38 protein-coding genes are annotated in these 25,890 nt (G+C 43.4%); all 38 read left to right on the top strand.

Annotated features, from left to right (window positions below):
- Positions 1-7: 7 nt before the first annotated feature.
- Positions 8-1,036, top strand: a complete 1,029-nt coding sequence (locus BUF11_RS12995) for a phage replisome organizer N-terminal domain-containing protein (protein WP_073589288.1) — start codon at positions 8-10, stop codon at positions 1,034-1,036.
- The gene (locus BUF11_RS12990) at positions 996-1,781 is read left to right on the top strand and encodes an ATP-binding protein (protein WP_175562056.1); all 786 of its coding nucleotides are present in this window, start codon (positions 996-998) and stop codon (positions 1,779-1,781) included. The genes BUF11_RS12995 and BUF11_RS12990 overlap by 41 nt, the downstream gene beginning before the upstream one ends.
- Complete coding sequence (locus BUF11_RS12985) at positions 1,778-2,119, top strand: hypothetical protein (protein WP_073589287.1); 342 nt, start codon at positions 1,778-1,780, stop codon at positions 2,117-2,119. The genes BUF11_RS12990 and BUF11_RS12985 overlap by 4 nt, the downstream gene beginning before the upstream one ends.
- Positions 2,112-2,813, top strand: coding sequence for a DUF2786 domain-containing protein (locus BUF11_RS12980; protein ID WP_073589286.1), 702 nt, complete (start codon positions 2,112-2,114; stop codon positions 2,811-2,813). Before BUF11_RS12985 ends, BUF11_RS12980 begins: the two co-directional genes overlap by 8 nt.
- Positions 2,803-3,120, top strand: coding sequence for a hypothetical protein (locus tag BUF11_RS12975; RefSeq protein WP_073589285.1), 318 nt, complete (start codon positions 2,803-2,805; stop codon positions 3,118-3,120). The genes BUF11_RS12980 and BUF11_RS12975 overlap by 11 nt, the downstream gene beginning before the upstream one ends.
- An 8-nt stretch (positions 3,121-3,128) precedes the next feature.
- Positions 3,129-3,743: a hypothetical protein gene (locus BUF11_RS12970; protein ID WP_073589284.1), complete on the top strand. Its 615-nt coding sequence runs from the start codon at positions 3,129-3,131 to the stop codon at positions 3,741-3,743.
- The gene (locus BUF11_RS12965) at positions 3,736-4,161 is read left to right on the top strand and encodes a single-stranded DNA-binding protein (protein WP_073589283.1); all 426 of its coding nucleotides are present in this window, start codon (positions 3,736-3,738) and stop codon (positions 4,159-4,161) included. The genes BUF11_RS12970 and BUF11_RS12965 overlap by 8 nt, the downstream gene beginning before the upstream one ends.
- 10 nt (positions 4,162-4,171) lie before the next feature.
- Positions 4,172-4,375, top strand: coding sequence for a hypothetical protein (locus BUF11_RS12960; RefSeq protein WP_073589282.1), 204 nt, complete (start codon positions 4,172-4,174; stop codon positions 4,373-4,375).
- Positions 4,376-4,385: 10 nt separating this feature from the next.
- The gene (locus BUF11_RS12955) at positions 4,386-4,586 is read left to right on the top strand and encodes a hypothetical protein (RefSeq protein WP_073589281.1); all 201 of its coding nucleotides are present in this window, start codon (positions 4,386-4,388) and stop codon (positions 4,584-4,586) included.
- Positions 4,583-5,398 (top strand): hypothetical protein, encoded by an 816-nt coding sequence (locus BUF11_RS12950; RefSeq protein ID WP_073589280.1) that lies wholly within the window; start codon positions 4,583-4,585, stop codon positions 5,396-5,398. Before BUF11_RS12955 ends, BUF11_RS12950 begins: the two co-directional genes overlap by 4 nt.
- 26 nt (positions 5,399-5,424) lie before the next feature.
- A complete protein-coding gene (locus BUF11_RS12945) occupies positions 5,425-5,616 on the top strand; it encodes a hypothetical protein (protein ID WP_175562055.1) in 192 nt (63 codons plus the stop codon).
- 18 nt (positions 5,617-5,634) lie between these two features.
- Positions 5,635-5,919 carry a hypothetical protein gene (locus BUF11_RS12940; protein ID WP_073589278.1) on the top strand — a complete coding sequence of 95 codons (285 nt, stop codon included), beginning with the start codon at positions 5,635-5,637 and terminating at the stop codon, positions 5,917-5,919.
- A 19-nt stretch (positions 5,920-5,938) separates the two neighbouring features.
- Positions 5,939-6,184 (top strand): hypothetical protein, encoded by a 246-nt coding sequence (locus BUF11_RS12935; RefSeq protein ID WP_073589277.1) that lies wholly within the window; start codon positions 5,939-5,941, stop codon positions 6,182-6,184.
- The gene (locus tag BUF11_RS12930) at positions 6,184-6,966 is read left to right on the top strand and encodes an HNH endonuclease signature motif containing protein (RefSeq protein WP_084558637.1); all 783 of its coding nucleotides are present in this window, start codon (positions 6,184-6,186) and stop codon (positions 6,964-6,966) included. The genes BUF11_RS12935 and BUF11_RS12930 overlap by 1 nt, the downstream gene beginning before the upstream one ends.
- On the top strand, positions 6,963-7,262 hold the full coding sequence (locus BUF11_RS12925) for a hypothetical protein (RefSeq protein WP_073589276.1): 300 nt from the start codon (positions 6,963-6,965) through the stop codon (positions 7,260-7,262). Before BUF11_RS12930 ends, BUF11_RS12925 begins: the two co-directional genes overlap by 4 nt.
- Positions 7,259-7,636 carry a hypothetical protein gene (locus BUF11_RS12920; RefSeq protein WP_073589275.1) on the top strand — a complete coding sequence of 126 codons (378 nt, stop codon included), beginning with the start codon at positions 7,259-7,261 and terminating at the stop codon, positions 7,634-7,636. The genes BUF11_RS12925 and BUF11_RS12920 overlap by 4 nt, the downstream gene beginning before the upstream one ends.
- Entirely contained in the window at positions 7,588-7,809 is a 222-nt protein-coding gene (locus tag BUF11_RS12915) for a hypothetical protein (protein WP_073589274.1), read from the top strand. The genes BUF11_RS12920 and BUF11_RS12915 overlap by 49 nt, the downstream gene beginning before the upstream one ends.
- A gap of 5 nt (positions 7,810-7,814) precedes the next feature.
- Entirely contained in the window at positions 7,815-8,105 is a 291-nt protein-coding gene (locus BUF11_RS12910) for a hypothetical protein (protein WP_073589273.1), read from the top strand.
- A gap of 197 nt (positions 8,106-8,302) precedes the next feature.
- On the top strand, positions 8,303-8,767 hold the full coding sequence (locus tag BUF11_RS12905) for a hypothetical protein (protein WP_242952373.1): 465 nt from the start codon (positions 8,303-8,305) through the stop codon (positions 8,765-8,767).
- Positions 8,768-8,769: 2 nt separating this feature from the next.
- Positions 8,770-9,111: a hypothetical protein gene (locus BUF11_RS12900; protein ID WP_073589271.1), complete on the top strand. Its 342-nt coding sequence runs from the start codon at positions 8,770-8,772 to the stop codon at positions 9,109-9,111.
- A gap of 141 nt (positions 9,112-9,252) precedes the next feature.
- The gene (locus BUF11_RS12895) at positions 9,253-9,708 is read left to right on the top strand and encodes a hypothetical protein (protein ID WP_073589270.1); all 456 of its coding nucleotides are present in this window, start codon (positions 9,253-9,255) and stop codon (positions 9,706-9,708) included.
- 239 nt (positions 9,709-9,947) lie between these two features.
- Positions 9,948-10,508, top strand: a complete 561-nt coding sequence (locus BUF11_RS12890) for a site-specific integrase (protein ID WP_073589269.1) — start codon at positions 9,948-9,950, stop codon at positions 10,506-10,508.
- Positions 10,509-10,825: 317 nt separating this feature from the next.
- Positions 10,826-11,422, top strand: coding sequence for a hypothetical protein (locus BUF11_RS12885; RefSeq protein WP_139243408.1), 597 nt, complete (start codon positions 10,826-10,828; stop codon positions 11,420-11,422).
- A complete protein-coding gene (locus BUF11_RS12880) occupies positions 11,412-13,337 on the top strand; it encodes a phage terminase large subunit family protein (RefSeq protein ID WP_084558636.1) in 1,926 nt (641 codons plus the stop codon). The genes BUF11_RS12885 and BUF11_RS12880 overlap by 11 nt, the downstream gene beginning before the upstream one ends.
- A 12-nt stretch (positions 13,338-13,349) precedes the next feature.
- Entirely contained in the window at positions 13,350-13,583 is a 234-nt protein-coding gene (locus tag BUF11_RS12875) for a DUF6148 family protein (protein ID WP_073589267.1), read from the top strand.
- A 20-nt stretch (positions 13,584-13,603) separates the two neighbouring features.
- Positions 13,604-15,274 (top strand): phage portal protein, encoded by a 1,671-nt coding sequence (locus BUF11_RS12870; RefSeq protein ID WP_073589266.1) that lies wholly within the window; start codon positions 13,604-13,606, stop codon positions 15,272-15,274.
- Positions 15,207-16,460, top strand: coding sequence for a head maturation protease, ClpP-related (locus BUF11_RS12865; RefSeq protein ID WP_073589265.1), 1,254 nt, complete (start codon positions 15,207-15,209; stop codon positions 16,458-16,460). The genes BUF11_RS12870 and BUF11_RS12865 overlap by 68 nt, the downstream gene beginning before the upstream one ends.
- Positions 16,460-16,837, top strand: coding sequence for a hypothetical protein (locus tag BUF11_RS12860; protein WP_073589264.1), 378 nt, complete (start codon positions 16,460-16,462; stop codon positions 16,835-16,837). The genes BUF11_RS12865 and BUF11_RS12860 overlap by 1 nt, the downstream gene beginning before the upstream one ends.
- 18 nt (positions 16,838-16,855) lie before the next feature.
- Positions 16,856-17,893: a major capsid protein gene (locus BUF11_RS12855; protein ID WP_073589263.1), complete on the top strand. Its 1,038-nt coding sequence runs from the start codon at positions 16,856-16,858 to the stop codon at positions 17,891-17,893.
- Positions 17,894-17,906: 13 nt separating this feature from the next.
- Positions 17,907-18,302, top strand: coding sequence for a hypothetical protein (locus BUF11_RS12850; protein WP_073589262.1), 396 nt, complete (start codon positions 17,907-17,909; stop codon positions 18,300-18,302).
- Between the two features lie 8 nt (positions 18,303-18,310).
- Entirely contained in the window at positions 18,311-18,637 is a 327-nt protein-coding gene (locus BUF11_RS12845) for a hypothetical protein (RefSeq protein WP_073589261.1), read from the top strand.
- Positions 18,634-19,221: a phage tail protein gene (locus tag BUF11_RS12840; protein ID WP_084558635.1), complete on the top strand. Its 588-nt coding sequence runs from the start codon at positions 18,634-18,636 to the stop codon at positions 19,219-19,221. The genes BUF11_RS12845 and BUF11_RS12840 overlap by 4 nt, the downstream gene beginning before the upstream one ends.
- Positions 19,222-19,230: 9 nt before the next feature.
- Positions 19,231-19,698, top strand: coding sequence for a hypothetical protein (locus tag BUF11_RS12835; RefSeq protein WP_073589260.1), 468 nt, complete (start codon positions 19,231-19,233; stop codon positions 19,696-19,698).
- Positions 19,691-19,960, top strand: coding sequence for a hypothetical protein (locus tag BUF11_RS12830; protein WP_073589259.1), 270 nt, complete (start codon positions 19,691-19,693; stop codon positions 19,958-19,960). Before BUF11_RS12835 ends, BUF11_RS12830 begins: the two co-directional genes overlap by 8 nt.
- A gap of 5 nt (positions 19,961-19,965) precedes the next feature.
- Positions 19,966-21,438 carry a phage tail sheath family protein gene (locus BUF11_RS12825; RefSeq protein ID WP_073589258.1) on the top strand — a complete coding sequence of 491 codons (1,473 nt, stop codon included), beginning with the start codon at positions 19,966-19,968 and terminating at the stop codon, positions 21,436-21,438.
- On the top strand, positions 21,438-21,953 hold the full coding sequence (locus tag BUF11_RS12820) for a phage major tail tube protein (protein WP_073589257.1): 516 nt from the start codon (positions 21,438-21,440) through the stop codon (positions 21,951-21,953). The genes BUF11_RS12825 and BUF11_RS12820 overlap by 1 nt, the downstream gene beginning before the upstream one ends.
- 19 nt (positions 21,954-21,972) lie before the next feature.
- Complete coding sequence (locus tag BUF11_RS12815; RefSeq protein WP_073589256.1) at positions 21,973-22,386, top strand: phage tail assembly protein; 414 nt, start codon at positions 21,973-21,975, stop codon at positions 22,384-22,386.
- A gap of 129 nt (positions 22,387-22,515) precedes the next feature.
- Entirely contained in the window at positions 22,516-25,881 is a 3,366-nt protein-coding gene (locus tag BUF11_RS12810; RefSeq protein ID WP_073589255.1) for a phage tail tape measure protein, read from the top strand.
- Positions 25,882-25,890 lie beyond the last annotated feature (9 nt).

Below are 25,890 nucleotides of genomic sequence, written 5' to 3'. Positions count from 1 at the left end.
TGTAACTATGGCGGAAATAAACTGGATCAAACTTCGAATTGACATGTTCGACGATGAAAAAATTAAGATCATTCAGTCAATGCCGGAAGGTGATTCTATACTTGTTATCTGGATCCGCCTTATTGCTTTAGCTGGCAAATGCAACGCGAACGGCCTTGTCTTGGTGGAAGACGAATTTCCTTACAGTGACGAAATGTTGTCTGTCATTTTTAACAAGTCGTTGACCGTTGTTCGCCTGGCACTTTCGACGTTTTCGAAGTTTCACATGGTCGAAAATACGCAAAAAGGAATCTACATAACAAACTTTGACAAACACCAGAACGTCGAAGGAATGGACAAAATTCGCGAACAGAATCGACTTCGCAAGCAGAGAGAAAGAGAGCGCAAACGCGCGTTATTACTGGAATCTAGCGAAGAAGAAGTTCCCGAACTTCCGTGTTTTGACAATGAAGAAAGTCACGCGGAAAACGTGACGTGTCACGTGACGTCACAAGAAATGTCATGTGAAGTCACGCAACAGAGAGAGAATAAGAATAAGAGAAAGAATAAAGATATAAATAATATATCTTCTTACGAAGATATTGTCGGTGATCCGTTACCGGAAACACCGAAACAGCGAATCGACTATGAAGAAATTATGAATGATTATAATTCTACTTGCCGAAGCCTTCCTTCGATAAGGGCTGTTCCAGAAGCCAGGAAAAAGAAAATCAAATCCTTGCTGAATGAACTTGATAAATTAAAACTGTTTAGCGACAAAACGCCTTATGAACGATTACACATTGTTTTCAAGATGGCAAATGAAAGCGACTTTCTTTCCGGTAGAAATGGAAAATGGACGGGTTGTTCCTTTGACTGGCTGTTAAACAAAACAAACGTGTTGAAGATCCTAGAAGGCAACTACACAAACGAAAGGGGCGGCAATGATGGAAGAATCAATTCAGGAAACAATGAACAAAATGTTCCCGGATCTGATAGCGCTACGAGCGAAGCACTTGAAAGATTCCGCAGAAATAGCGGAAACGCCGGCTTATAATTGCCCGATCTGCCACGACACCGGCTGGGAAGAAGTGAAAAACGGAAATTATGTGGCAATGCGTGAATGTAGTTGTGGTTATATGCAACGCCAGAGGATAGCCGGGAAGTTAAAGTTCGCTTCGATCCCGAAGGAATTCGAAGGACACACGGTCGATAATTTTCAAACGGATTGTTATTCGTCCCAGGGCGGCCGCGAACTTGCATTGATGGCGAAGACGATCGCGAAGAAGTATGTCGAACAGTTTTCAGAAATTCAGGAATCAGGCAAAGGCTTATATTTTTATTCAAGCGTGAAGGGATCCGGAAAAACAAGACTGGCCGTTTCAATCGCGAATGATATTATCCAGGAAAAAATGATTTCCGCAAAGTTCGCGACAACGATTCAAATTCTGGATCAGATAAAAGCCACCTGGGGCGGCGCAAGCAAGAACGAAGAAACAGAACAGAAGTTAATTCACGATATTGTTTCCGTCCCCGTCCTGGTGATTGACGACATAGGTGTCGAAGGCGTGAAGGATTGGATCAACGAACGTTTTTATAATATTCTAAACGGCCGCATGATCGAAAAGAAAATCACGATTTTTACAAGTAATTGCAAGATAGAGGAATTAAAGTTCGATGATCGTATCATTAACCGAATTGTCAAAATGGCGCTTCCGGTACAGTTCCCGAACGAATCCATAAGAACGGCGATAGCTAGAAAGGAAAACAGCGAACTACTTGATCGCTTGCTGGGTAAATGATAATTGCAGTAGACTTTGACGGTTGCCTTGCCGCCGGCGGAAAATGGCCGGAAGTAGGAGAACCAAACGAAACCTTGATTAACTGGCTTATGTGTTTGAAAAAAGGCGGACATAAAATCATTTTGTGGACATGCCGCGTTGACGAAGCACTGGAAAAGGCCGTTGAAATGTGTCGGAACAATGGACTTGAATTCGACGCGGTAAACGATAACATTCAGGAGATTAAAGACCTTTACGGCACCAACAGCCGGAAAATAACGGCTGATTATTACATAGACGACAAATCGGTTTATGTTTCATACCAGGAAATGAAGAAGGGGGAAAAAGAAAGTGAATGAGCCAGACGAAAAGATCATAGACAAGATCGAAAAGTTGATTAAACTATCAGCTTCGGACAATGAGAATGAAGCGAAGGCCGCAATGATGAAAGCGCAAGAGTTAATGGCGAAATATGAAATTGACCGCGAAAGGCTTTCAGACGGAAAAGAAGAAAGACCGGTTGTTTCGTTTTCATCGCCGCAGTTCCGTGACGACTGGGTGAAGGACGTCGCCGGTGTTATCGCTCACAATTTCCGTTGTAGGCTGATTATATCAATAGGCAGATATAAAGGCGCCGGTGGAGTGTTCAAGTTAAGATTCTTCGGTTTTGAAGAAGACGCCGAAATCTGTATCAATATTTTCAATTACGCCGTGAAGGTTGTAAGAAAGAGATTCGGAACGTTGCGCGCGATCTATGCAGACGCCGGACGGGAATTCGGAAGAAATGAAAAAATGAACTACACGGAAGGTTTTTGTGCTGGACTTCACTTGAACTTCGAAGAACAGAAGGCACAAAGCCAACAATTTGCCCTGGCCCTGGTAACACCGCCAGAAGTAAACGCGTTTGTCGAACAAATTCCTGGACTGGAAGAAGCGAAAGAACGCGAATACGAAAGAAAGCGCGAACACGACGTTCTTCGCCGTTCTGGTTACATAGACGGAAAAACTTTCCAGAATGCCGGCGACAAGGAAAGGCTGGAAAATGGATATTGATAAATTCGCGAATGGGAATCTAATAAAACAGATCCGCGAAGGAATCAAAGAGATCCTGAACAATATCGCGGACGATCGAACGCCTTCGAAGGCTAGAAGGTGCCTGACGATAAAAATAACATTTAGGCCAAACAAGGACAGAAAGAATATAAAAATATTCATCGAAACAAAAATAAACAAAGCGCCGGTCAGAAGCACCGAAGCGAATATGTTCATCGGACAGAACACAAACGGGGAACCGGTATTCTATAATTCTGAAGTTCAGATTCCAGGGCAGATCAGCATAGAAAAAATGGAAGGTGGTTGAATTGAATTTTGAAAAGTGCAAAGAAAAGTATTTCGTCATTGTGGAAGGTGACGAAAGAGCGATTATCCGCGATTCTTACGAAGCCGCAGAAAGAAAAAGAAAAAAACTTGCAAAGTACAGTAAGGGAAAAAAGATTTTCGTCTTCAAAGCCGGAGAAAGAAACCAGTGATCCGGACAAAGAGATCTTCGAAGACATTCAGAAAATCAAATTCGGATTCGGAGATCAGGAACCAACAGTCGGCGAAGCTGGCGTCGTGTTCGTACATGAAATAGGCCTGGAAAATAGACAAGTCTATGTGATTGTACTTTCAGACAAGTTCGGAACGATTATCTTTTATCTTCCAGAAGAACTGACGGAAAAGATCGCTGACCGCGTGAAGGAACTTCCGATCAGCTTCGACAACTACTTGTATAAATTACTTGATTACAAGCCGGATTCGTTCGAATTCACCTACGCAATGGCACATTGTGGCTACACAGTGGAAGAAGCCGCCGACGCCCTGATTAAATTATCAAACGCAATGAAAGAAAAATATACAAACACCGAAGAACGTTCGAATAACTGGCGGAAATTACACGGCTATCCAATGCGACGAAAGAAAGGAAAAAGAAAACATGAATAAATGGATCGGAAGCGGTACCGTTTCGGAAGAACCGGTTATCAGATATGACGGCGACAAGGCTTCGTTCGTGGCCTTTACCATAATGACAAAGAGAAATACAAAGTATGAAGAAGGAAAACAGATGGTCGATTTCGTTGACTGTAAATGTATCGGGCATAACGCCGAATTTGCGAAGAATTATCTTCGCAAGGGAAAGAAGATTGAAGTCACCGGGCCGTTACAATCTGGATTCTACAAAAACAAAGACGGCGCGAAAGTTTACACGAAGACCGTACTTGTCGAAGAACTTGTTTTCGCAGAAACAAAAGCGGAAGAAGACGCAAGGAAAGAAACAGAACAGACGCCACCACCAGCCGCGCCAGACAATAGTTTCATGGAAATTCCGGAAGGAATAGATCAGGAAATGCCGTTCAATTAAGGGGGTTCAAATGCACAATAGCAATGATTTAAAAGTAAATGGATCCGGCGTTCGCGATGTAACAGCGGAAAAGGCGATTCGAAAAGCAGATCACCATCCTTACGAAGTTACTGAAATGCTGGAAATGCTTCGCAAGATCGCGGATCTATGGGGTTACGAAATAGAAGGCCGCGTCGCCTTCAAGAATAAAAAGACCGGTATCACATACAAGTAAGGCGGTAAGCATGAGAGAAAAAGCAATCGAGAATTTAAAAGAATATGGTTACAAGGCAATCGAAGAAAACGGCGTCCTTATGATCCTTTACGATGGCCCGGAAAAAGCGTTCAACAAAGTTTTCGCTAACGCTTGCGCGATTGCGAAGTCAACCGGATATAAAGCCAGTATCGGCATGAGAAGCACGAAAAAGGAAGGTGAAGCGAATTGAAAACAGTTTTAATCAGCATTAAAAAACAATGGTGGGAAAAGATTCTTTCGGGCGAAAAGGAAATCGAGATCCGAAAGAGCGCACCGAAGGACATTGAATTTCCTTTCAAGGTTGTTTGTTATCAATCCGGAAAAGGAATCGTCGGACATTTCGTTTGTGAATGTATCACAAAATCGAATTTATACCAGTATTTCGAAAGCCGAAGTTGCCTGACGGTGGAAGAATTAAGCAGATACGCAAATTTGAACACCACGCGAAAAGATCAATGTTTGTTCGCCTGGATAATCAAAAAGGGATCCACCGTCGCTTACGATCGTGTGTTTGATGTGAAAACGGTCGGAATGAATCGGCCGCCGCAAAGCTGGTGTTATATTTCAGATTTCACCGGAAACTATGTGTCATATAGCTTCGACAACGAATCTTACGGTTCGACTTACAACAACACCGAAGAAGCGCTGAAGGAAGCACTGGAAGAAATTCAGAGTTTCGAAAAGTATGATTATGACAATGTTCCGAAAAAGGTTTACATCGGTGAATGTGAAATGTTCAAGCCGAACCTTTCTTCTTCTGGCTGGGACGTGATCGAAGCGGCAATCTGCCAGGCGGACGACGAAGGCTTCGGAGAATGGGACGAAGACTATTTGTCAGACGTGACGAAAGAACAGCGCGAAGAACTGGAAGGAGAACTTGACGCCGTGTTCCAGAAATGGATCACAAGACACGGCTTCGAAGCTGGCTTCTACAAAGTGAATTGTTATGATACATACAACTACGTCAACGGAAAATTAGAGAAGGAGAACACCGAACAATGAACCAGGAAGAAAGAGTAAAAGAATTCATGCGTCTTATGACAGACGCCACAAACAAGACCGGCATAACCTACGCCGTGGAACATGGACAGAATATCGTTTTGTTTGATGTAAGATCAAACGAACCGCTGGAACTGGAAATCACAGTCGGAACAGAAGTGAAGAAGACAAACGGTCAGATGCAGATCACGACCTTCGACAAGTCAAACATTCAGGAATAGTCCGGAAAGGTGGCCGTGATGGCGAAAGGAAAGAAAAAGAATAAACGTCCAGAATACGTTGTGATTTGCCGCGAATTCAACCGCGCCCAGGCACGAATCGAAATCAGTGTCATAGATCACGACGTAACGGATCACCTTCTTGATGGATTGATAAAAATTCATTTAAGGGATCCACACAAAAGATACTTCCTGACCTTAAAAAGAGATTACCAGGTTTACGGCCAGGTATATAAAAAGCAAATCGAAACAATGGATATAAAAAACAATAAAAGAATAGTTGAATTAGGCGTTGACCTTAAATAAACCAGAAAGGAAATAAGCAATGAAGAACACACTTACAGACCTGAATAATCATTTATTCGCAGAACTTGAAAGACTTTCAGACGAAGATCTGGACGAAGAAGCAGTAAAAAAAGAGGTTCAAAGAAGCAAAGCAATAACAAGCGTTGCAAAAGTTATTGTTGAAAACGGGAAGCTGGCACTAGATACCATGAAGCACATGGACGAATACGGATATAACAAGGGAAAAGAAGTGAAGGTTCCTGAAATGTTGGAGATGAAAAAATAATGGCGATCCGATACCCGAAAGAAGTAAAAGAATACATAAAGTCTGTTATTCCTGGAAGGCGGTTCGATGAAGTGGCCGATCTTGTGAACAAAAAGTTCAAAACAGATTATTCGGAACAACAAATGTATTCGTTTGCAAAGAATAATAAAATAAAAAACGGACTTGGAACCGGAAGAAAAAATCCGTATTCAGACGTTTTCCCGAAAGAAGTATTTTTATATATTCATAAAAATTACAAAGGCGTAGGCCCGAAAGAAATGTCGGAAAGATTAAATAAAATATTCGACAGATCATACACGAAAGACCAGGTAAAAGAATTTTACGCGAATCATTCGCTGAATAGCGGACTTGATGGAAGATTTAAAAAAGGTCACATTCCGATAAATGGATTCACAAGCGACAATCTTCCGCCTGGCGGTTTCAAATACAGATTCAAGAAAGGCCAGAAATGTAAAAATCATAGACCGGTCGGATCCGAAAGAGTATCGGTTGACGGATATGTCGAAATTAAGGTTGAAGAACCGAATGTCTGGCGACTGAAACAACATGTCGTTTGGGAACAACATAACGGAAAAGTTCCGGAAGGAACGAAGTTGATCTTCCTGGACGGAAACAAGGAAAATGTCACGATTGGAAATCTGGAAGTCGTCACAAATGACGAAATGCTGGAAATGAATCGAAACGGCCTTCGATACGATGATCCGGACTTCACAAGAACGGGGATCCTGATCGCGAAAGTAAATCGAACAGCCGCGAAAAGAAAAAGGGGCGAAGATAATTGAAAAAGACAATTCAAGTCACTTATTACGAATGTCCGGTTTGCGGATATAATCACACAGACCGCCAAAAAGTGTATAAACATTTCACAAGCCACCCGATCAAGGTGAATGAAATCGTATATTGTAAAATATGCGGCGCTGGGTGGAACGTGAAAGCCCGGGGAAAGGAAGCGGCAATCCGAAAAGCGGAAGAATGCTTCCAGAAGCACCAGGAAGAAGGAAATATTGACGAAGTAGCGACCGAAGCGTTCTTTTTGTCACACGGGGCATTCGGTTACGTTAGAAAGGTGGAAACGTGAAAAAATACAGTAAAGGCGGTTTTATAGAGCCAGAAGAAAAAGAAATGATTTCATTTATGCCCTTACAGATCAAAGAAAATTTAAGAACTTGCATTGTTGAATTGCCTGGGAAAAATAAGAGAATGGCGTTGTTCCATAAGTGGATAGATAAAAGCGAAATTATTTCGCCTAGTCCTATGGTTGGCGGACATAGCGGCGGCGAATTAAAATTTACAATGGCAATAGTTGAATTCGAAGATGGAACCGTCAGATGTGTTCTTCCTGAAAGAATTCAGTTCACAGATAACGAATTCAGAAAATATTGTTTTGAGAAGGGGGCGGAAAGATGCGAAAGAATTCAAGCAGAACAGAAGATCAGACGTTCCAGGAATTAAAACCGTTAAATAATAACGATCCAGAACTTGAAGCGGCATACCTGAAATCTTATCCGACTGACGAAATACCAGCCGGCGCCGTCCTTATGGGAACGATTGAAGCGCTGGCTTTCCCGGTCGAGATATTCAAAGATACAGACGGAACATATTTGTCGAGAGTACAAGAAAGGTAAAAATCATGTATAAGAACAATGAACAAGTAATGAAAATCAGCGTAGACGACAAAAAGCTGAAAATGGAAATCAGCATAAAAGACATTGCTTTTTTATTCCAGGGAAGCCCGAACAATTACGATGAATCGAAGGTAAAAAGAGGAAAACAAAAAGAATTCGCCGAATGGATAGCAAAAAAGTTGACAGAAGAAGCAGATCAGGAAACCGGTGATCCATATTGGAGTGAACCATTTGAAAAATTATTCGAAGTAGCACTTGAAGGCGGAACAGAAACGAAGGAAGGCGGACTTGTGTAATATGGCGATGAATAAAATAAAAATTAAACCTGGTTATCACTGGGAATGTAAATATTGCGATTCAACAAGCGCTGTTCAAAGTCCTTATGAAGAAAAAGGGTTCCTTGTTTGCGGACATTGCGGCGCCGAATGGGAAGATTGCAAAATTCAGGTAAAGGACGAACCATTTTATGAGTAAAAGGCCAGAAATAACGAAAATGTTATCGCTATCGGCTGAAAAATACATAAATCCGAATAATGATTCTAGAATCTATATGGCCGCGGAAGTCACTTTCGACTACGCGACCACACATTCGGTTCGCGTTGATTTTATGAAATTTAAGCCGGTAAATAATACAATTTCAGGAATAGAAAAAGGCGATTTCTATTGCTACGAAGTAAAATCGTCGGTCGAAGATTTCCATTCGAAGAACGGACATAACTTCATCGGAGATTTTAACTACTACATCATGCCAGAAGAAGTGTTCGAAGAAGTAAAGAACGAAATTTCTTACAAGGTCGGCGTCCTGGTTCCTGACGGGCTACATTATTGCGGCGAATGGTACGACTTAAAGTCAGTAAAGAAATCAGCCAGGAAAGACAGAGAACGTCCGGTTTCTGAAATGTTGCTTATGATGTTTAGATCTGCCGCCAGGGTGATAAACGGGAAGAAAGGAAAATAGAAATGCAAAATATTAAAATAGGCTTTATATGCTTCGTCGTGTCACTTGTTACGACAATGATTATTCTTCGAATAGCGCGCGTTATCAGAGAAAAACGAGAATTCAAGGAAAGACAACGAATGAACCTGGAACGAATGTATTTCTTCCAGTCCAGAAAATTATCGCAAGTACAGAATGACAAAAGAAGGATCGGCGACATTCTGGAACTTACAAAATCCTATGTTTGCGATAATATTTGTAAATGGCCTTGTGAATGTTCAGACGAAGAAGAAATGAACGAAATTTGTGATAAATGTCAGTTCAATAAGAATTGTGACAAGATAACGGAATATGTGAAAAATTAAACTTTAAAATGTATTGATAAAGGTTGACTTTACATAACAAAAAACGTAAAATAAAAAGACGGAACGCTTTTCACAGCTTTTCCGCCCTTAACCTTTAATAATTATATCACACATTGATATAATTTCAAGGGGAAGCTGGAAATGATAGCGAAACCGTCTAATGACAGAGAAGAAAGGAACCTTTTTACAGAAATTGACCTTCAAATTATGCTATGTAGCGAAAAAATTAAGAATCACCGAAGATCAATTCAAAAAGCGAAGAAAATGTGTGGCTGGTATGGCCCGAACGAAGTCGGCGGCCTGGACTATTCCAGAGATTCCGCGCCTGGCGTACATATTTCATTTCTTGAAGGATTGGAAATGATGAAGCTGGACGAAGAACGGATCCGAACCTTGACCGAAGAACGAAAAGAACTTCGTCGAAGTAAACGCCAGATCCAAAAGATTTATGAAAATCTGACCGGATATGAAGCGCAAATCTATCTAAACCGCGTTATTTTGAAAATGACGCAAGCAAAAACGGCCGATAAAATGTCTTTATCAGTTCGCCAGGTTCAAAGAATTGAAAGCGATATGAAGGACAAAGGCCTTATGTAAAATGAAAGTTTTTTGAACAGATTTTTTCACGTTTTTCGAACACATAGATTTGACAAAAACCTTTATTTCATCGAAAAAACTGACATTTTCGAATGTCGTGTTTTATGTCGTAAAATATGTCGTGGAAATGTCGTGTCGTTCCGTGTTATTATAGTATCGTTGATAAGTGAATCAAAGAACCTTTGAAATCGCGTCGCCGCAAGGTGGCGCTTTTTCTATGGAAGAATGGGGGTGTGGTGATGAATACAGTCGAGCCAATTCGTGACATGAATCTGGTTATGGACGTGGCCGATTATCTGAAATCGAATAACGAACGTGATTATGTAATGTTCATGTTCGGGATTTATACCGGGTTGAGAATATCAGATATTCTTTTATTCCGCGTTAGGGACGTCCGGGAAAAAGACGCTGTTTATATCCGAGAAGAAAAAACCGGGAAGGAAAAGAAATTCCCATTGAACAGCGAATTAAAACCTATCATCACCGAATTCATAAAAGGGAAGAAGGATTTCGAATTCTTATTCAAATCGCCTAACTATCCGAATAAAGCTATCAGCCGCCAGCAAGCCTATAATATATTAAGCACCGCGGCTCATGTGTTCGGTATGGATAACATAGGCACCCACACACTACGAAAGACATTCGGTTATCACATGTACCAGCAGACACACGACGCAGTGACATTGAAGGAGATCTTCAATCATTCCGACATAAGTGTCACACTTCGATACATTGGCATTAACCAGGACAATAAAGACAAGGCTATCAGGAACCTATCATTCAAGAAGACAGGCCGATGATAGTCTTTTTAATTGGCTTAATGACAGACAAATAAAGGGTAGTCATATCTTCGTGCGCCCATGACTTGACACAATGAGCGCGTGACAAATGGAGCATAGACTTTTAGTTCGCGCTTTAATGAAAGAAAACACTTCACAAGTGACTTGACACAATTACAAGATATGTCAAGTAAGTAAGAGAGAGCCGGCGACGCCCGGAATGAACGAGTGTTCGAGAAAAAGCGCCCGGAAAATTTAGGTTCTTCTGGCGAAAATTTTTTCTTTGCGGGTAAGCGAAGCCCAAAATCTTCCTAGAGCCAGACAAAAAAAGTTAGAAGTTGCCGTTTCCTATTTGGGGCCAGAAAAGGGGTGATAATATGGCAAAGAGTGAAACCGAATCCGCGAAGGTTACAGACGTAGACAGTTTGACCGTATCGGCGGCGGTTCTTGGAAACATATTCGGAGTAACAGACCGAAGAATTCGCCAGATGGCGGAAGAAGGTATTATTTCCAGGGCGGCGAAAGGCCGTTACAACCTGGTTGAATCATTGAAGAATTACATTCTTTCGTTAAAACTGGCCGTTGACAGCAACAACGAAGAAAATCCCGACGGTGAACTGGACATTGACGAAGAAAAAGCGCTTCACGAAAGAGTAAAGCGCCACATTTCCGAATTGAAATTACAGACCATGAAAGGAGAACTTCACAAAGCGCAAGACGTTGAAGCCGTCATGTCTGATATGTTATCCGCCTTCAAAACAAGAATGATGAACATTCCTTCGAAGGTTGCGCCAGTCCTGGAAGATCGGGACGCCGGATATATAAAGGACAAATTGACGGAAGAAGTAAACGACGCGCTGAACGAATTAAAAGATTACGATCCGAAGGCCTTTTATAGCGATGAATATGTAGAAGGTGAAGACGATGGGTATTGATAAAAAGATTTCAGTTGAACAATCGGCCGCGATTGCGGAAGATACGGTCGTCGTAAAAAAGCGATCGAAGGATTTACAGATCGAGTATAAAACAATAAAGCTGTTTAAGGATATAGCGAACGTCGTTTCGCCGCCGCCGATCCTGACTGTTAGCCAGTGGGCCGACAGTGAAAGAAGGCTTTCGGCAGAAAGTAGCGCCGAACCTGGACAATGGAACACTGACCGCGCACCGTATCAAAGAGAAATTCTTGACGCGGTAAACGATCCGGAATGCGAAGAAGTTGTTATCATGTCTTCGGCACAGGTCGGAAAAACAGAATTGATTTTGAACATAATCGGATATTATATCGACTATGATCCGGCGCCGATCCTGGTTGTAAACCCTACTATCGAAATGGCGCAGACATTTTCGAAAGATAGACTTGCGCCGATGATTAGGGACACGCCAGCGCTTAACGGAAAAGTCAAAGATTCCAGATCCAGGGATTCAGGAAACACAATTCTTCACAAACAATTTCCTGGTGGACATATTACACTAGCCGGCGCAAATTCCCCGGCGTCCCTGGCGTCGCGTCCTATTCGAATCGTACTTATGGACGAAACGGACAGATACCCGGCCAGCGCTGGAACAGAAGGAAACCCGATCAAATTAGCGGAGAAAAGAACAACTTCCTTCTGGAATCGAAAAAAAATTAAGGTTTCAACACCTACAATCAAAGGCGAAAGTCAGATTGAACGTGAATTCGAAACCGGTTCAATGGAAGAATGGAATGTTCCGTGTCCTTGTTGCGGCAAATATCAGCCGTTCGAATGGGGGCGGATCCACTTTTCCGATGTAACAATGGAATGTAAATTTTGCGGCGAACATATTTCCGAAACAGACTGGAAACAAGGAAAAGGAAAATACGCCGCGAAATATCCGGAAAATAAAAGAAAAAGATCCTTCCACCTAAACGAATTAGCTTCGCCCTGGAAACACTGGGACGAAATAATCAGGGAATTCAAAGACGCACAACACGATCTTAAAGTGAACGGCGACATAAACAAAATGAAAACCTGGATAAATACTTCGCTTGGGGAAACCTGGGAAGAACGCGGCGCCAGTGCCGACGATGATACTTTGTTATCAAGGCGCGAACGATACGAAGCGGAACTTCCAGAAGGAACGCTTCTTCTTACCGCTGGCGTTGACGTTCAGGACGACCGTTTCGAAGTGGAAGTCACCGGCTGGGGCCACGGTTACGAATCTTGGGGTATTAAGTACGAAAAGATTTTCGGAGATCTTGAAAAAGACGAAACCTGGGACAAACTGGAAGAATATCTTGCAAAAGAATTTTTCTTTCTTTCCGGATCGTCGCTTCTGATCGCTTGCACTTGCATAGATACCGGCGGACATTTCACAACACAATGTTATAAATTCCTGAAACGCATGGAAAAAAAGAATAAAAGGATTTACGGAATCAAAGGAATGGGCGGCCCTGGTATTCCTTTAATTCATAAATTGTCAACAAATAACCAGTACAAAGTCAAAGTCTTTATGCTTGGCGTTGACAGTGGAAAAGAAATCCTTATGACGCGATTAAAAACAGTCGATGAAGGGCCGGGCTATTGTCATTTTCCAATCAATGCGGATCGCGGATATAACGAAACCTACATAAAAGGACTAAACAGCGAACAGCGCGTCGTTCATTTGAAAGACGGCCGCCCGGTTATTAAATGGGTGAAGAAATCAGGAACCAGAAACGAACCGCTGGATCTTCGAAATTATTCAACGGCCGCCGCGGAAATACTTCGCCCAGACTGGGACGTCCTGGAAACAAAAATAAAAGCCGGCATTAACTACATGAAAAAGAATCCGGCAAAAAACAAACCAAAACGAAGAACTGGCACCGTAAGCCGCGGCGTTCAGTTGTAAGGCGGTGATATTATGAATCAATTACAGAAGGAACGGCTGGAAAGATATAAAAGCCGTCTGGAAATGTATTATAAGGCGGAAGAAGCGGTTCTTCTTAACCAGGAATACACAATCGGAACTAAGAGCCTGAAAAGGGCTGATCTTGGTTCTATCAGGGCCGCAATAAAAGACCTTGAAAAACAAATTACATTGATGGAAGGCGGCGGAAAAAATAAGGCTTTTCGCCTAGTTCCACGCGACATTTAGAAAGGCGGTGAAGATTAAAAGTGAATATTATTGACAAAATGGTCGAAACCGTCAGTCCTACGTCGGCATTACGACGCCAGCAAAGCAGAATGAAACTTGAAATGATCCGCTCGTTTCAAAATTCCGGCTACGATGAATCAGGCGCTTCCAGATCAAAAAATTCAATGCGTGGGTGGGCGGCGCGAAGCCTTTCGCCCCAGGAAGATATTGACAAGAACCTTCCGACGTTGCGACAGAGATCAAGAAGCCTTTACATGTCGGCACCGATCGCGGCTTCGGCAATTAAGACAAACCGAACAAACATTGTCGGCCAGGGATTGCGGCTGAAAAGTACGATTGATTCTGAATTCCTTGGAATGTCGGCGGAAGAAGCCGCACAATGGCAAAGAACGGCGGAACGTGAATTTGAGTTGTGGGCGGATTCAAAGTTTTGTGATTCAACCAGAACAAACAATTTTTACGAGATACAACAAACCGCGTGTATGTCCTGGCTTATGAATGGCGACGCTTGCGTCCTTATGGAATACGACAGACAACACAGCTTTTTCCCTTACGGGTTACGCGTCCACCTGATCGAATCAGATCGTATTTCTACACCGCATTCGACCGGAAACAATGTGAATCTGTTCGCGACAGATCAGAACACAAAGAATCGCATTTTTAACGGCGTAGAGGTAGACGACAACGGAAGGGTTGTCGCTTATCATGTTTGTTCCACATATCCGAACAGCAACCTTCGGGCGGCGAAGAAGTGGTCACGTGTCAAGGCGTTCGGAGAAAAGACCGGGACACCGAACGTTTTAATGATCTACGAAACAGAACGTCCGGAACAATACCGCGGCGTTCCGTATTTGGCGCCGGTTATCGAAGCACTGAAACAATTAACAAGGTATAGCGAAGCTGAAATGATGGCCGCTGTTATCAACGGATTCTTCACAGTTTTTATTACATCGGAAAACGGAACAACAGAAACCGGATTTACTGGCGTGGTAGACGACGAAGACAGAATGACGAACGATGATTCTTCTTACGAACTAGGCCCTGGCATGGTAAACATGCTTCAACCTGGCGAAAAAATCGAAATCGCGGACGCGAAGCGCCCTTCAACAAACTTCGACGCATTCACAACCGCGCTTGCGAAGTACATCGGCGCCGCCCTTGAAATCCCGGTCGAATTACTGACAAAACATTTCAGTTCTAGTTATTCGGCTTCACGTGCGGCGCTTCTGGAAGCCTGGAAGGCTTTTAAAATGAAACGTAGCTGGTTAGCCGCTGATTTATGTCAGCCGGTTTATGAAATATTCCTTACGGAAGCGATCGCGTCCGGAAGAATCAAAGCGCCAGGTTTTTTCCTGGATCCGATGATAAAGAAAGCATATTGTGGCGCCCAGTGGAACGGGCCAGCCCAGGGAATGCTTGATCCGGTGAAAGAGGTTTCCGCCGCTGAAAAACGTATCAACATAGGAATTTCAACCAGACAGAAGGAAACGATCGAAATGACGGGCGGAGATTTTGAAAGTAACGTTTCACAGCTTGCCCGTGAAAAAGATCTGATGGAAAAAGCCGGACTTTCTACGACCATGAATTCACCGGCGGAAGAAAAAACAGAAAAGGAGAACGACGATGAAGACAACGAAAAGAAACAGAATCGTAAATCAGACGGCACCGACAACGGCGACGGCGACGAATAGATTCTGGAACTTCATTGACAACGGCCAGACGGCCGATCTACAACTTTTCGGTACGATTTCCAGCGAAGAAGACTGGTGGTCGGAAGATTGCGTCACATACCGAAATTTTATTAACGAATTGAACGCCCTGGGAAAGAAGGACACAATCAACGTCCTTATTCAGTCCGGCGGCGGCGATGTATTCGCGGCAAATGCAATTAAAACAGCACTTGAAACAAATAGCGCGAAGATCACCGGAACAATTATCGGACTTTGTGCAAGTGCCGCGACAATCGTGTTGACAGCTTGCGACGTTCGACGAATTGCGAACAATGGCCTTTTAATGGCCCACAATCCAAAAGTTACACTATACGGCGCCTACGAATCGAAAGAACTTTCGAAACTGGCGGAAGTAACTGATAAGGTAAAACAAAGCATTATTAACGCATATATGCAAATTCTGAACAAAACCGAAGAAGAAGTCACCCAGCTAATGGACGACGAATCTTGGTATGTAGGTCAGGAAGCTATCGACGCCGGGTTCTGCAACGAACTAATAGCCGGCGAATCGTTCCAGAATAACGCCCTGGGCGATCATAAAAACTTCATGGTGAACGGCAAAAATTACAACTTCACGAATTACATTGAAGCCGTCGTTCCCGATAACATTCGAAAAAAGGTTCTGAATCTTTCTCGAACGCCGCAGAAAGAAGAAGGGGCTTTTTTTAATACATCAAACCAGAAAGGAAATGAAAACATGGGTGATTTTAACAACCAGACAGCAACACCAGCAACACCAACGGCACCAGCAACACCAGCAATCGTTGACGTTGTACAGTTAAGAAACGCTTATCCTGAATTCTGCAATGCGATTGCGGAAGAAGCTGTTAAAGCTGAAAGAGAGCGTTTAAAAGCGATTGACGCAGTAGCAAAAGGCATTCCTGACGACGTACTGAACAAAGCGAAGTACGATGAACCTATGTCAGCCCAGGATTTGGCTTATGCGCAGATGGTAGCAAACAACGCCGCCGGTCAGCAGACAATGACAAACGTTGTTGATGATCTTAAAAATTCCGGCGCTGGCGAAGTTGGATCCGTTCCAAACGTTGGAAACGATACAACCGGTCAGAAAAAAGAAGAAAAAGAAGCCAAAGTTCACGGATTCGCGAACGCATTAAAAGGCGATAAGAGAAGGGGGACTAAATAATGAATATGTTTCAGAATACCGGCGAATTTACGCCTGATTCCCTGATTGCAAGCAACGAATTTCCTATCCTGAAAGAAGGAATCGGAATCAAAGCCGGCCAGGGCGTATTGAAAAGAGGAACTTTGATCGTTAAAGGAACAGACAAGGCTGGAAGAATCGCCGGAACTACAAACACGGACATGACTGTTTTCGGAATCTTAACAGACAATATCGACACCGGATCCGATGATTCCGCCGAAAACATTCCTATGACTTGCTACATTACCGGCGTATTTAATCGCGACGCGGTAGCAGTCAAAACAGACGCAACTATCGACACTTACGAAGACGACATGAAGGGAATCGGAATGTATCTTCGCAACGTACAGAAATATTAAGAATGGGGGTAAAAGAACATGCCTGATTATACAACTCGCGAAATGATGGAAGCGATCGACCAGACGCCACCCGTCAGATCGTTCTTACAGAGAACTTTCTTCCCAGGAGAAGAAACACACGTTTCAGAGAAAGTCGAATTTGACGTTCGAAAAGGAAAAAGAGTGATGGCGCCACTTGTTAGCCCACGTAAAGGCGGAAAAGTTATCACACGCCAGGGATTCAAGACAAACCAGTTCACAACACCAAAAATCGCACCTGAAAGACCACTTACAATCGACGATATTTCACAGCGCGCGATCGGTGAAAATATTTATAGTCAGAGAACACCAGAGGAACGCGAAGACGAACTTCTGGCAAAGGACGAAACAGATCTTGAAGAAGCAATCGACAGAAGAAAAGAATGGATGTGTAGACAGATTCTTTTTGAAGGCAAGATTGACGTTCAGGACGAAGAAGAAGGCGTTGACGTTCAGATCGACTTCGGATTCGATAATATTACAGTCCTTGGATCTGATGAATTATGGTCGCTTGCAACCGTAAATCCTTTGATCGTTCTTCGCCAGGTTAGAAAGAAGATTATCAAAAACACAGGTTCCGCGCCTGACATTGCAATCTTTTCTTCTGACGCAATCGAAGACTTTATCACAAATCCTTTCATCGAAAAAGCGATGAACATGTTAAACATGAAAAATGTTGTGATCGAACCTCGCGTCGTGGATCCAGCGCTTACATTCTACGGAAGAATCGCAGAACTTGACCTTGATATTTACACATACGACGAATGGTTCTTGAATGACGACGGAGAAGACGAAGCAATGATCCCTTCCGGAACCGTCCTTCTTGGACATTCTAAAGGAGAAGGTCAGATTGAATACGGATCCGTTACACAAATGGAAGATAAGAAATTCGTTACTTACGAAGGAAAACTTGTTCCTAAACAGTACGCCGACGAAAAGAACGAAACAAAGATGTTAAGACTTACTTCCAGACCGCTTCCTAGACCTTTTGACGTTGAATCATGGGCCGTTTTATATGTAAACGGCACACAAGCATAGAAGGGGGTAAATTATGGCTTATAGAACAAAAGTCGAGGTAAGAACGAACGGAAAGGTTTTTAAACCTGGTTCAATTCTTCCTTCTGATATTTCAAAATCAGATCTTTCATTCCTGAAAATGAAGAAATTCGTTGAAGTTGTGGAAGTTCCCGGTTCAGTCCTTGAAGATCCAGAAGACGATTCCGAAGACGATGGATTCGACGACGGTTTCGACGAAATGGATCCGGGCGATTACAAAACAGCGGAAGAAATTAGAAAAATCCGCAAGAAAAAGGACGTTTACACATACGCCGCTTCTATTGGTTTCGACCTTGGCGAAGATTTCGAGGAAAAAGCACTTACAGACCTTCAAGAAATGGTTATTAACCACCAGGAAGAAGTCGAAGCTGGCGCAGATTCAGAAGAATAGGTGATCGAATGAAAAGTTTCAAAGAACAGCTAGAAGAAGATTTTGACAGCACCTTCTTCAATCCGGCCGAATTCGCAGAAACGCATTTGATAAATGACATAAGTGTTCTTGTTGTCGTTGACAACGATACGATTATGGAATTAAATCTAGGCAAAAACGCCGACGCGGACGGAATTTTCACGGACGATAAAATGTTCTTCGTTCAGAAAAAAGACCTTTATTTCGAACCGGTGGCCGGTCAACACATGAAATTCGACGGCGAATATTATGTCGTTTCGAATGTCGTGGAAGATTTCGGCGGCTACACGATCGTTTTGACGGGTAACGAAGATTGATCTATTCAGAAGTAAAGGTTTCGGGAATTGAGGACGTCGAAAAACGCCTGGGAAATATGAAAAAGGAAGCGCCGGCGGTTGTTTCAAGAGCAATCAACCGGGCAATCCAGAACGTAAAGAAAAATATGGGGAAGGAAACTTCTTCACGTTATTTCATTACTTCCGGAGAAGTAAAGAAGACGGTAAATGTCACGAAAGCGACAAAATCACGTCTGAAAGCGGCCGCAATTTCCCAGGGCGGCGGAATCGCGCTGTCAAAATTCAAAGTAAATCCAGGAACACCGGTTCGTTACCGTGGAAAGAGCAGATCGCCGAAGGTTTACAAGGCTGGCGTCAAAAAGTCCGGCGGCGCAAAGCCGTTAGACGGCGATCCGAAGTCTTTCGTTGCGGTTATGAAATCCGGACACAAGGGCGTTTTCACGCGAATTAGTGGCGACGGCCTTCCAATCAAACAAAATTACGGCCCTTCTGTTCCGCAAATGGTGAAAAATGAAGACATTATGAAAATCATCAACAAAGACGCGAACGAAACCCTGAAAAAGAGAATCGACGCGGAAGTCAGCAACATATTGCGGAAGGGGTGAGGTTAGAAAGTGCAAACAGATATTTTTCTTCAAAAAGCACTTGTTGAAGAAGTGAAAGACATTTTAAAGGGCTATACGTCCATGAATAACGGTACATATTGCGATTTCAATGTATATCCGCAGAACTTACCGGCGAAAAAAGGGAAAAACGACGAAGATCATTTTCCTTACGTCCTTGTGTGCCTTGACGAAGAACAGATAAACGGTGAAGAAGATCCGAATATCTGTTCAATTTATTTTCTGGTTGGAATCAAAGACGAAAATCAGAACAAACAAGGTCATTTCGACGTCGCGAACGTTTTGAACATGATCGCCGACCGGCTTCTTGAAAAGCGGCTGATTGCTGATCGTTTCAGAATCACGTTTCCATTAACAAAAAAGTTCCAGGAAGAAGACACCTGGCCGAAGTACATCGGCGGAATGTCTACTTTGTGGACTGTCAACACAATTCAAATTAAGGAGACAGAATATGACTAAAACAGAAGGAAAGGTCATGTATTTAGGGCCTACAATCCGCGGCGTAGTCAAAAATGGCGCCGTTTACGAAGGCGGACTTCCTAAAAAACTTTTTTTAGTTGCAGAAAAGAAGCCTATCGTTAAAAACCTTATTGTTCCACTGGCTGAAATTGTAGAAATCAAAAGAGCAATCGACCAGGAAGGAACGGCCGAAGCGATCGCATATGATAAGATCAGCGAAATTTCGGCCGCAGAAATTAAAACAATCACGGAAGGAGAGTAACAAACATGTCAAATTACAAACATGGTATTAGAACCAGCCACCAGGCGACGGCGCTTTCAGTTCCGATCACTTCTGATGGCTGTTTACAGTGTGTTATCGGTACCGCGCCGGTAAATATGGCCGAAGATCCATATAACACGGTCGGAAAGCCTTTTGTTGTTTATAACAAACCGGCCGCAATTTCCGCAGTCGGATATTCAACAGACTTTGAGAAATACACACTTTGTCAGAGTATTTACGCAACATTTGACGTTTTCGCAGTTGCGCCGCTGATCCTGATTAACGTTTTGGATCCAACAAAACACGTGAAAGCCGAACTTTCAAAGGAATATAACGTCGTAGGTGGAAAAGTTACCATCGACGAAACCGGAATCCTTCTGGATCAGCTTTCTATCGCTTCAAAAGATGGCGGTACAACTTACGTAGCTGATACGGACTATGTAACTTCGTTTAATTCCGATGGTACTGTTTCCGTTGCAATCTCAAAAACTGGCACCGCAAAGGCCGCGACTGAAATCAAAGCGACATTCGTTCAGATTGATCCTGACGCCGTTACTTATGAAGACGTTATCGGTTCTTACAATCTCCAGACAAGAATTCGAACAGGAATGGAACTGATCGGTCAGGTATATCCAAAATATGGCGTTGTTCCTAGCTTGCTTCTTGCGCCTGGTTGGTCGCATATTCCAGCCGTAAATCTTGCGCTGAATGCAAAAGCAAAACTGATTTCCAGCTTATTCACAGCGAAAGCCGTGTCCGATCTTGACACTTCCGAAGGCAAAGCCGAAGGAATGGAAGACGTAAAGGAATATAAGGACGGAAACGCATATTCTGACCGCGACACAATTCCTTTGTGGCCTATGGTTGGCGTTGGAGATTACAAATATTATTACAGTGCGCAGATGGCCGCACACATGCAGTATTTAGCCGCTAGTAATTCCGGCGTTCCTTCAAAATCACCTTCCAACAAGGACATTAAGATCACCGGACTTTATACAAAAGCCGGCGAAGAAGTGTTTATGGAAATGGACGAAGCGAACGATTTTTGTAACGCTTGCGGCGTCGTGACAGCTATCAATATGAACGGCTGGAAGTGCTGGGGAAACAACACGGCGGCTTATCCTTCCACTTCGGATCCGATTGACCGATGGATCAATATTGTTACTATTTTCGATTACATCGAGAATAATTTCAAACTCACATTCTTCCAGAACGTCGATGATCTGACAAATTACCGCCTGATCGACGAAGTCGTTTCCGGCTTCAATATCCAGTTAAACGGATTGCAAGGTTCCGACGACATCGCCGGCGGAGAAATCAGCTTCGACCACGACGAAAATCCAATCAATAACATTTTGGCCGGACACATCAAATTCCATACAAGAATCGGCGGATATACACCAGCCGAAGACATTGAAAACGTATTCGAATTTGATCCTACAATTACCCAGGCCGCGCTTGAAGGGGGTGCTGAATAATGGGATTTAAAATTCCTACCGTTTTAAACAACTTTAATACTTACGGGGCTGGAAGAAAGTATGTCGGCGTATCGTCCGAAGTTGCACTTCCATCTTTCGAAAATATGACAGAAACAATCGACGGCGCCGGTATCGCCGGAGAAATCGAAGAAGCTATCGAAGGCGCTTTCGGATCACTGGAAACAGAAACAACTTTCCAGAATATCAGCCGCGAATACTTCGATTTCGTTACACAGACCGGAAATATTACATATCGCGGATCTATGCAAGTGTTAAACACTTCCACACAGACAAACGATTGTGAAGGCCTTGTTGTTACTACCAGGGGAAAGGTGAAATCCTTCGAACTTGGAAGCCTGAAAAAAGGCGGAAAGGGTGAACCGAAAGTTGTCCGCGAAGTTACTTATATCAAGATCACAATCGGCGGCGAAAACGTCCTTGAACTTGATAAATTCAACATGATCTGGAAGCTGAACGGCGTTGACCGTTTACAGAAAATCAGAAGCCAGATTTAGGAAAGAGAGGAAATAAGCGATGGAAAAAGACACAAAGAACACTGAAATCAAAAGGGAAGACATGATCGGGGAAGATATGATCCCAGTTGCAACAACAACGGAAGAAGCGACAATTTCGCTTCTTCCAAAGAAAGAAGAAACCGACGAACTGGTTATCACATACAGAAAACCGTTCAGTTTCGAAGGCGAAGTTCATAAAGAATTAGACCTTCACGGACTGGAAGATTTAAGAGGACGCGACTTGACGGCTATTGAAAAAGCATTCAACAAAACCGGCGTTTCTTCTGTTATGCCTGAAACAACAACGACATACGCAAAGATTGTTGCTACCAAAGTGACCGGGCTTCCGGCCGAATACTTCGAAGATCTTCCGGTAAGTGAAATCGAAAAAATCAAAAACGCCGTAGTGGGTTTTTTCTACAAAGACGAATAAGATTTGATTCCGGTTCCGACATTCAGAAGACTTCGGTTTATTTGGCTATGTCTACGAATACCGGAATAGATTTTTTTACCGACCTTCCCTTTGATGAATTCATCGACATAGCAAAGGAAGTGAGCGAAATTGGCAAACAAAACAACCTACGAACTCGCTCTTGAAATCGGTGGCAAAATTCAAAGTTCGCTAGACAAGAGCGTGAGCAATGCAAATAAAAAACTGGACTCCATAGGAAATACGGCTAAAAAAATGGCAAAGGCGGCAACGGCCGCCCTTGCTGGAATTGGAATAGCGGCTTTTCTTTCTAACAGCACAAACGCTTCGATGGAATTTGAATCTTCTATGGCTGATGTTGCAAAGGTGGTAGATGGGCTAAAAGATGAAAATGGAAATCTGACACAATCGTATTATGACATGTCGGACGCCATAATAGAAATGTCTAAAAACATTCCAATGACAACAAGTGAACTGTCGTCCATTATGGCCGCGGCCGGAACTGCTGGAATCGCGACAGAAGACTTGCAAAGATTCACAGAAACAGCGGCGAAAATGGGAATAGCCTTTGACAGCACGGCAGAACAAGCCGGGGAATGGATGGCAATTTGGCGGACGGCCCTTGGGCTTTCACAGGACGAAGTAGAAGTCTTGGGCGATCAAATTAACTACCTGGGAAATACGTCCTCCGAAAACGCTATGAAATTATCCGAAATTGTTACAAACATCGGATCGCTTGCGAAAATATCAGGAGTTAGCGGATCTCAATTAGCCGCCCTGGGGGCGGCCACAACGGGAATAAATTCGGACGTCGCGGCAACGGGACTGAAAAATATGTTTGTCGCAATGACGGCCGGAACTTCCGCGACGAAGAAACAACAAGAGGTTCTTGAAAAACTTGGCTTCACATCGTCACAAGTTGCTGAACGTATGCAAAGCGATTCGCAATCTATGATTGTGGATATGCTGGAAGGAATCAATAAATTACCAGAAGCAGAACAAGCCGCGGCAATATCAAATTATTTCGGAAAAGAATCTCTTTCGACGGTTTCTGTACTTGCCGGAAATCTCGGAAACCTAAAGGAACAGTTTGATAAAGTGGCGGATTCCGCCGCATATGCCGGAAGCATGGAAGGGGAATACGCCACCAGGGCGGCCACTTCCGAAAACAACGTTCAATTATTAAAAAATGCTTTTGAAGCATTAAAAATACAAATAGGAAATATGCTTATACCCGTATTGACTGGCGGAGTGAAAATTTTAAATTCTGGAATATCCATTCTTGAAAGGTTCACCGGAAAAGCAAAAGGGGGAGCAGAAGCGGCAACAAATAAGTTTACTGTTTTTTCGAACTGCATTTCCGCGGCGCTTGACAATATCGCTTCCGGAAAGGGAGTTATACAGTCTTTTGAAGAATCAATAAAAGATACATTAGGCGTTTCCGTACCGGATAAGTTCAAAGATTCAATCAAACGAATTGGCAACGAAATTTCTTTTTTAAAGCAAAACGGAATCACAGCTTTTGAAAACCTCAAAGCTAAGATTTCAGAAAACAAACCCACCATTGACCAGGTAATAACAGTAGCCGCCGACTTAAAAAGCAAGCTATATGACGCATGGGAAAATTCAAAACCCACAATAACCTTCATTGCAACAACAGCGCTTCCGGCGGTGGTTGGGGCAATTATGAAAGTGATAGGTGCGGCTGGCACAGTTTACCAGAAATTAGACGAATGGAATCTTTTGATTCCGATCATTGTCGGCATTTCCGGCGCGATTACGGCGTTGAAAATGATAAAATTCGCAAAAGATACTATTGCCAGCGTGAAAGCTGTTAAGGCGTTAGTCACTGTACTTCTCGCGCAGAAAAAGGCCATGCTTGCGAATCTTGCATTGAAGGCAAAGGACAAGCTGGAAACCGCCTATATTTACGGCTTATATGCAAAAGACGCCATTGTAAAAGGCGTAAGCACCGCGGCAACATGGGCACAAACAGCCGCAATGACAGCGTGGAACGCGATTTGTGCGGTAGGAACAGCGGTGACGACAGCACTTGGAGCCGCATTCACATTTTTAACTAGCCCGATCGGACTGGTTGTCCTGGCTATCGCCGCGGTTATTGCTATCGGCGTTTTGCTATACAAAAACTGGGACACCGTGAAGGAAAAGGCTTCACAATTAGGCGACTGGGTTGTCAATGTATTCAACAGCCTAAAAGAAAAAGCGTCGGCCGCGATTCAGGAATTCGCGAATCGGTTCCCGGTTGCGTTCGCCTTTATTTCTTCCGTCTTCGAGAGTTTCCGACAGACGGTTTCCGGAATTTTCAACGGTGTAAAAACTTTCTTTACTGGAATAATTCAATTTTTTACCGGTGTATTCACTGGCGACTGGCAAAAAGCCCTTGACGGATTGAAAAATATCTTTTCAGGCGCTTTTCAGGCGCTTTCTTCCCTGGCGATGGCACCACTTAACCATTTAAAGGGCGTCGTGACGGGAATCTTTTCGGCGATCGACACGGCAACCGGCGGAAAATTAACAAGTATCAAAAATAAAGCGGTGGAAGCCTTCGGAAATATCAGGGACAAAGCCGGCGAAATCATGGGCGCGGCAAAAGATACAATCGCCGAAAAGTTATCGAATATCAAATCAGCCTATGAACAAAACGGCGGCGGAATTAAAGGAATCGCCGCGGCTTCAATCGAGGGAGTGAAAGGCTATTACACGGCCGGATATTCATTTCTTAACAATTTGACAGACGGAAAGCTGGATCAGATACGACAGAGTTTTTCTACAAAACTTGACGCGGCAAAGACGGCGGCTTCGGAGAAATTCGAAGGAATCAAAAGCGCTATTTCTGGGAAGCTGGAAGGCGCGAAGACGGTCGTAACAAATGGCCTGAACGCGATCAAAGGCTTCTTTTCTGGTTGCAAGCTGGAATTTCCTAGTATCAAATTACCACATTTCAACGTTTCAGGCGGCGAAGCGCCGTGGGGAATAGCTGGAAAAGGAACCATGCCGAAATTTTCCGTTGACTGGTACAAAGACGGCGGTATTCTTACCGGCCCGACAATCTTCGGATCAAACGGATCGTCGCTACTTGGTGGCGGTGAAGCTGGAAAAGAAGCGGTTCTTCCGCTTTCTGAATTATGGTCGAATATGAAAACCGTTGTTTCCGGTGTTGTTTCAAAACAGCCAGACGGCGCGACAGACATGTTCGGAAAAGTAAAACAGCTTATCGGCGGACAAACAGCAACAGCGCCGACCGAATCGGCAACAAAAGAACTTTACAACACAATCAATAACAATAATACCGTGAACAAACAGACCGAAAATAAAACTTCGGCTGATTCTTCGAAATTCGTATATGCGCCGAATGTGGTGATCCAGGGCAACGCCAGCAAGGAAGACGTTGAAAGTGCGCTGGATATGTCCCAGGCGAAATTTAATCAGATGATGGCGGAATATCAGCGACAGAAGGGAAGAACTTCTTTCGCGTAGAAAGGGGCT

This window comes from Anaerocolumna xylanovorans DSM 12503 (genome assembly GCF_900143645.1).
In the GTDB taxonomy this organism is placed as follows: domain Bacteria; phylum Bacillota; class Clostridia; order Lachnospirales; family Lachnospiraceae; genus Anaerocolumna; species Anaerocolumna xylanovorans.
The sequence above is the reverse complement of the archived record's forward strand: the minus strand, read 5'-3'. Positions and strand labels throughout refer to the sequence as shown.

Excerpts from the sequence above, each read along its gene's own strand:
- BUF11_RS12995 (WP_073589288.1), top strand. The coding sequence starts at position 8 with ATGGCGGAAATAAACTGGATCAAACTTCGAATTGACATGTTCGACGAT.
- BUF11_RS12855 (WP_073589263.1), top strand. The coding sequence starts at position 16,856 with ATGCCTGATTATACAACTCGCGAAATGATGGAAGCGATCGACCAGACG.
- BUF11_RS12860 (WP_073589264.1), top strand. The coding sequence starts at position 16,460 with ATGAATATGTTTCAGAATACCGGCGAATTTACGCCTGATTCCCTGATT.
- BUF11_RS12850 (WP_073589262.1), top strand. The coding sequence starts at position 17,907 with ATGGCTTATAGAACAAAAGTCGAGGTAAGAACGAACGGAAAGGTTTTT.
- BUF11_RS12910 (WP_073589273.1), top strand. The coding sequence starts at position 7,815 with ATGTATAAGAACAATGAACAAGTAATGAAAATCAGCGTAGACGACAAA.
- BUF11_RS12845 (WP_073589261.1), top strand. The coding sequence starts at position 18,311 with ATGAAAAGTTTCAAAGAACAGCTAGAAGAAGATTTTGACAGCACCTTC.
- BUF11_RS12875 (WP_073589267.1), top strand. The coding sequence starts at position 13,350 with ATGAATCAATTACAGAAGGAACGGCTGGAAAGATATAAAAGCCGTCTG.
- BUF11_RS12865 (WP_073589265.1), top strand. The coding sequence starts at position 15,207 with ATGAAGACAACGAAAAGAAACAGAATCGTAAATCAGACGGCACCGACA.
- BUF11_RS12880 (WP_084558636.1), top strand. The coding sequence starts at position 11,412 with ATGGGTATTGATAAAAAGATTTCAGTTGAACAATCGGCCGCGATTGCG.
- BUF11_RS12930 (WP_084558637.1), top strand. The coding sequence starts at position 6,184 with ATGGCGATCCGATACCCGAAAGAAGTAAAAGAATACATAAAGTCTGTT.
- BUF11_RS12985 (WP_073589287.1), top strand. The coding sequence starts at position 1,778 with ATGATAATTGCAGTAGACTTTGACGGTTGCCTTGCCGCCGGCGGAAAA.
- BUF11_RS12905 (WP_242952373.1), top strand. The coding sequence starts at position 8,303 with ATGTTATCGCTATCGGCTGAAAAATACATAAATCCGAATAATGATTCT.
- BUF11_RS12940 (WP_073589278.1), top strand. The coding sequence starts at position 5,635 with ATGGCGAAAGGAAAGAAAAAGAATAAACGTCCAGAATACGTTGTGATT.
- BUF11_RS12890 (WP_073589269.1), top strand. The coding sequence starts at position 9,948 with ATGAATACAGTCGAGCCAATTCGTGACATGAATCTGGTTATGGACGTG.
- BUF11_RS12935 (WP_073589277.1), top strand. The coding sequence starts at position 5,939 with ATGAAGAACACACTTACAGACCTGAATAATCATTTATTCGCAGAACTT.
- BUF11_RS12895 (WP_073589270.1), top strand. The coding sequence starts at position 9,253 with ATGATAGCGAAACCGTCTAATGACAGAGAAGAAAGGAACCTTTTTACA.
- BUF11_RS12965 (WP_073589283.1), top strand. The coding sequence starts at position 3,736 with ATGAATAAATGGATCGGAAGCGGTACCGTTTCGGAAGAACCGGTTATC.
- BUF11_RS12825 (WP_073589258.1), top strand. The coding sequence starts at position 19,966 with ATGTCAAATTACAAACATGGTATTAGAACCAGCCACCAGGCGACGGCG.
- BUF11_RS12915 (WP_073589274.1), top strand. The coding sequence starts at position 7,588 with ATGCGAAAGAATTCAAGCAGAACAGAAGATCAGACGTTCCAGGAATTA.
- BUF11_RS12820 (WP_073589257.1), top strand. The coding sequence starts at position 21,438 with ATGGGATTTAAAATTCCTACCGTTTTAAACAACTTTAATACTTACGGG.
- BUF11_RS12955 (WP_073589281.1), top strand. The coding sequence starts at position 4,386 with ATGAGAGAAAAAGCAATCGAGAATTTAAAAGAATATGGTTACAAGGCA.
- BUF11_RS12815 (WP_073589256.1), top strand. The coding sequence starts at position 21,973 with ATGGAAAAAGACACAAAGAACACTGAAATCAAAAGGGAAGACATGATC.
- BUF11_RS12960 (WP_073589282.1), top strand. The coding sequence starts at position 4,172 with ATGCACAATAGCAATGATTTAAAAGTAAATGGATCCGGCGTTCGCGAT.
- BUF11_RS12975 (WP_073589285.1), top strand. The coding sequence starts at position 2,803 with ATGGATATTGATAAATTCGCGAATGGGAATCTAATAAAACAGATCCGC.
- BUF11_RS12900 (WP_073589271.1), top strand. The coding sequence starts at position 8,770 with ATGCAAAATATTAAAATAGGCTTTATATGCTTCGTCGTGTCACTTGTT.
- BUF11_RS12945 (WP_175562055.1), top strand. The coding sequence starts at position 5,425 with ATGCGTCTTATGACAGACGCCACAAACAAGACCGGCATAACCTACGCC.
- BUF11_RS12830 (WP_073589259.1), top strand. The coding sequence starts at position 19,691 with ATGACTAAAACAGAAGGAAAGGTCATGTATTTAGGGCCTACAATCCGC.